The 4,036-nt window shown below is 63.3% G+C and carries 2 protein-coding genes and 1 pseudogene; all 3 read right to left on the bottom strand.

Annotated elements, in window-relative coordinates; all coding sequences use genetic code 11:
* Nucleotides 1-1,069, bottom strand: a 1,069-nt coding sequence (locus IVB47_RS13460; protein ID WP_247462072.1) for a tetratricopeptide repeat protein, incomplete at its 3' end; no start/stop codon positions are given.
* 114 nt (nucleotides 1,070-1,183) lie between these two features.
* Nucleotides 1,184-3,427 (bottom strand): tetratricopeptide repeat protein, encoded by a 2,244-nt coding sequence (locus IVB47_RS13455; protein WP_247360925.1) that lies wholly within the window; start codon nucleotides 3,425-3,427, stop codon nucleotides 1,184-1,186.
* A 98-nt stretch (nucleotides 3,428-3,525) separates the two neighbouring features.
* Nucleotides 3,526-4,036 (bottom strand): annotated as a pseudogene (locus IVB47_RS13450) (acetylglucosamine transferase); the annotation flags it as partial.

The following is a 4,036-nucleotide window of genomic DNA, read 5'->3' as shown; positions in this document are numbered from 1 at the left end:
ACTGCTTTCGTGCGGCCTGCTGAACCGCGAAATCGGCGTCGGAAAGATAGTCGAGAAAGAAGATCTTCCGGCCGATCAAGGACGCATCCGGTACAATGGCCAGCGCCGCATCGAGTAGCTCGATCGCCGATGCGATCTCGCCCTGGTTGGCAAAACAAGCGCTCAGCAGCGCCATCGCGATCGCGGAGCGTGGATATTCCTCCAGCAACGTGGTGCACGCCAGAATCGCTTGCGCCGTGTTTCCCATGGCAAGCGCGACTTGTGCCTTCCCCTGCAGGGCCACCTCGAGCTTGGGCGCAAGCGCAAGGGCCGCATCAAAGTCCGCCGCCGCCTGTTCCAGGCTCGACGCCTCAAGATTGAGCCGTCCACGATTCGCCAAGATCTTCGCCGAACCCGGCCTGATCGCGAGCGCCGCCTCCAGCGCGCCCTTGGCCTCGTCGAAGTTTTTGAGCTCGATATTGACCAAACCTTTGCCGACGAGCGCCTCCACGTTTCGCGGCTGAAACAACAGTGCGCGCTCGAAGCTCTGTTTGGCGCGATCAAGCTGGCGCAGCGCAAGCTCTGCCAGGCCGCGATTGCAGAGCGCATCGGCATGATCGGGCTTCAGCCCGATCGCGCGATCGTACGATTCGATAGCCTGCTCGACGCGGTTGAGATGCAACAAGGTATTGCCGAGGTTGGCCAAGGCCATGGGGAAGCTCGGCTTCAACGCGATGGCCCTCTCCAAGGACGTACGCGCTTCCTCATACTCCCCAAGCGCGAAATGCGTGGCTCCCAAATCGGAAAATGCCTGTGCCGAGCGTGGGTCGACCGTCACGGCATATTTGAGCGCCTGTTTCGCTGCCTCGAAGTGTCGGCTCGCGAATGCGCCCAAGCCAAGCAGGTGCAAGGCGCCGAAATGCTCCGGAAGTTCATTGAGGATCTGGCGGCAGAGCGCCTCGGTCTCCGCATACCGGCCCTGGCCATAGGCCGTATTCGCGGTCGAAATGATCGCGTCCGCCTGCTTTTTCAATTTCTTCTGCAACCGCGCGTTCTGGAACGCGCGTGCGCCGGCGCCGCTGCTCTGCAAGGATTCTCTCCGGAGGATGCCCGGGAGGATTCTAGCTGATTCGCGGCCAAGGCCCGTCCGGTTTAGGCGGCCCGGCAATCTCCGGAAGATGCCGGTGCTCAACGCAGGCCTCGCCTACGCAACGCCGCCGTCACTCGAGGTGGCGGCACAATAGTCGCGCCAGAACTTTCGGTAACCCACCTCGAGCTCGCGCGTGTAGGTCTCGACATTGCCCGCGGGCGAAACCGCGATCCGAGCCGGCAAATCCGCGCGCAATCTCGCCAGATACTCGGGCTGTGACGCAAATTTGCGGGCGATCTCGACATAGCCATCGTCATCTTCCGCGACCCAGTCGCCGAGGCCGACGGCGGTCACGATGGAGGCGCCAGCACGCGAGGAGGCACCGTTGCCGAGCTTGGCAACGACGGGAACGCCCTTGTAGAGAGATTCCCAGGTGCTGATGCCGCCATTTTGCGGGAACGTGTCGAAGGAAATATCGACTTGGGCGAAAGCCGCCAGATGGTCGTCGCGCGAGGTGGTGCCGAGGCAGGTGAGGCTCTCTTCGACAACACCCTGCGCCAGGAAACGCGCGATCAGGCTATCGCGCAGCAGCGGATCATCGAGCAGACCATGCTTGAGGATGATCTTCGATCCCGGCAGCTCCCGCATGATGCGCGACCAAACACGGATCGCATCATCCGAGATTTTGTAAATGCGGTTGAACACACCGAAAGTGACGTAGCCGTTGCGGAGCATCGGCAGCTCTGAGGGCTGCAGATCCGAGACTGGTTCAATCGTGATCAGGCACGGCAGATCGTAGATTTTCTCGGCAAACAGATGCCGAACCGACGGCGGAATGAAAATGGGATCCGCGAGCACGTAGTCCATGGTCGGCATGCCCGTGCCTGTCGCGTGTCCGAAGCCAGTGGCCTGGATCGGGGCCGGCTTCCGAGCGAAAGTCAGCAGCCTGTTTCCGGTCGTGTGCCCCGAAACGTCGATCAGGATGTCGACATTGTCCGCCTGGATACGATCGGCGAGCTCGTCATCCGAAAGCCCCCAGGCTTCGACCCAGACGTCCGCCAACGATTTGAACATGGCGGTGTACTCGTCCCCGCCCGGCCAGGAATAGTAGCAGATGATTTCGAATTTGGTGTGATCGTGATGGCGCAGCACCGGCAGCAGCGTGAGCCCCGCGGAGTGCTGCCGGAATTCGGCAGCGACATAGCCGACCACGATCCGCTTCTCCGGATCCAGCGGCCGCTTCGGCAGCTCCCTTCGCGGCTGTTTGGAGCCGATCTGGTCCCACCAGGATTTTCGCACCGCCTGCTGGACCACGAAATCGGCCTCGGCGCGGTAGTCCTCCAGGAAGATCTTTCCTCTGATCGCATCCCCATAATCCGGCCGGAGCGCCAGCGCACGATCGAGATATTCGATCGCGGCGTCCATGTCCCCCTGGTTCGAATACGAGAAGCCCATCAGCGCCAGCCCCATCTCGGAGCGCGGATTTTGCTCGATCAGGGCCGCTGCGGCCGCCATCGCCTGCGCGGTCTTTCCCATGACGAGGCAGGTCTGGGCCTTGCCGCGCAGAGCCAGCTCGAGCTTGGGCGAGATCGCAAGCGCCGCCTCGAAATCCGCAAGCGCGGGCTCCAGGCGCTGCAACTCGTAACTGAGCCGCCCGCGTTGGGCTACGATCCTCGGCGAGCCGGGCTTGATCGCGAGCGCCATGGCAAACTTGGCGGCCGCCTCGTCGTGGTGCCGCAGCTCCATGGCGACCATGCCGCTGCCGACGATGGCCTCGGCGTGACGGGGCTGAAACAGCAGGGCCCTGTCGAAGCTTTCCTTGGCGCGCATGATCTGTCCAAGCACAACTTCGACCATGCCGCGATTGCAGAATGCATCGGCATAATCCGGCTTGATCTTGATGGCGCGCTCATGCAGCTCGAGCGCCTGTTCGTACTGCCCCAGATGCATCAGCGTGTTGCCGAGGTTGGTCAGCGCGACCGCAAAATTCGGCTTTAGCGCGATGGCCCTCTCCTGGCACCGCCGCGCCTCCTCGTAATTGCCGAGGTCGAAATGCACGGTGGCGAGGTTGTTGTGGGCATCATGCAGTCGCGGATCGAGTGCAATCACGCGCTCGAGCAGCTGTTGCGCCTCCTCCAGGCGGCGACCGTCATGCGCGCACATGCCGAGCAGGTGCATCGCGTCGACATGATCGGGCAGCGCCTTCAGGATATCCCGGCAGAGTGCTTCGGTCTCGGCATATCGACCCCGGCCATAGGCGCTAGCCGCGGCGGAGAGGACGGCGTCGGCCTGCTTCATCAATTTCTTCTGCAATCGCGCGTTCTGAAATGCGCGCGCGCCGGCGCCGCTGGTCTGCAAGGTGTCTCTCCGAGGGATAGCCCGGCGAGAGTCTAACTGATTCGCAGGCCTGGCCGGCCGGTCAGCCGGCGCGGTGATACCCCGGGATTTCCCGGGGCTCAGCGGCCCGGCGCCGCTGGCCTCCTACGCACGTCGCCGCCCTTCGAAGCCGCGGCGCCATAGTCGCGCCAGAACTGGCGATAAGCCGCTTCGACCTCGCGCGTGTAAATTTCGACGTTGCCGGCGGGCGAAGCCGCGATCCGAGCCGGCAAGTCCGCGCGCAGCTTCGCCAGATGCGCCGGCTGTGCCGCATATTTGGATGCGATCGCGGCATAGCCCTCGTCATTATCGGCGACCCAGTCATTGAGACCGACCGCAGCCACGATCGACCCGCCGGCGCGCGACGATGCACCGTTGCCGAGCTTGGCTACGACCGGCACGCCCGCATAGAGCGATTCCCAGGTGCTGACGCCGCCGTTTTGCGGGAACGTGTCGAGCGATATGTCGATGTTCGCAAACGCCAGCAGATGCTCGTGGCGCGGCGACGAGCCCAGGCAGGTGACATTCTCCTCGGCAATGCCCTGTGCTACGAACCGCGCGACCAGGCTGTCGCGCAGCATGGGATCGTCG

The sequence above is a fragment of the Bradyrhizobium sp. 62 genome (genome assembly GCF_023073035.1).
GTDB lineage: Bacteria > Pseudomonadota > Alphaproteobacteria > Rhizobiales > Xanthobacteraceae > Bradyrhizobium.
The sequence above is the reverse complement of the archived record's forward strand: the minus strand, read 5'-3'. Positions and strand labels throughout refer to the sequence as shown.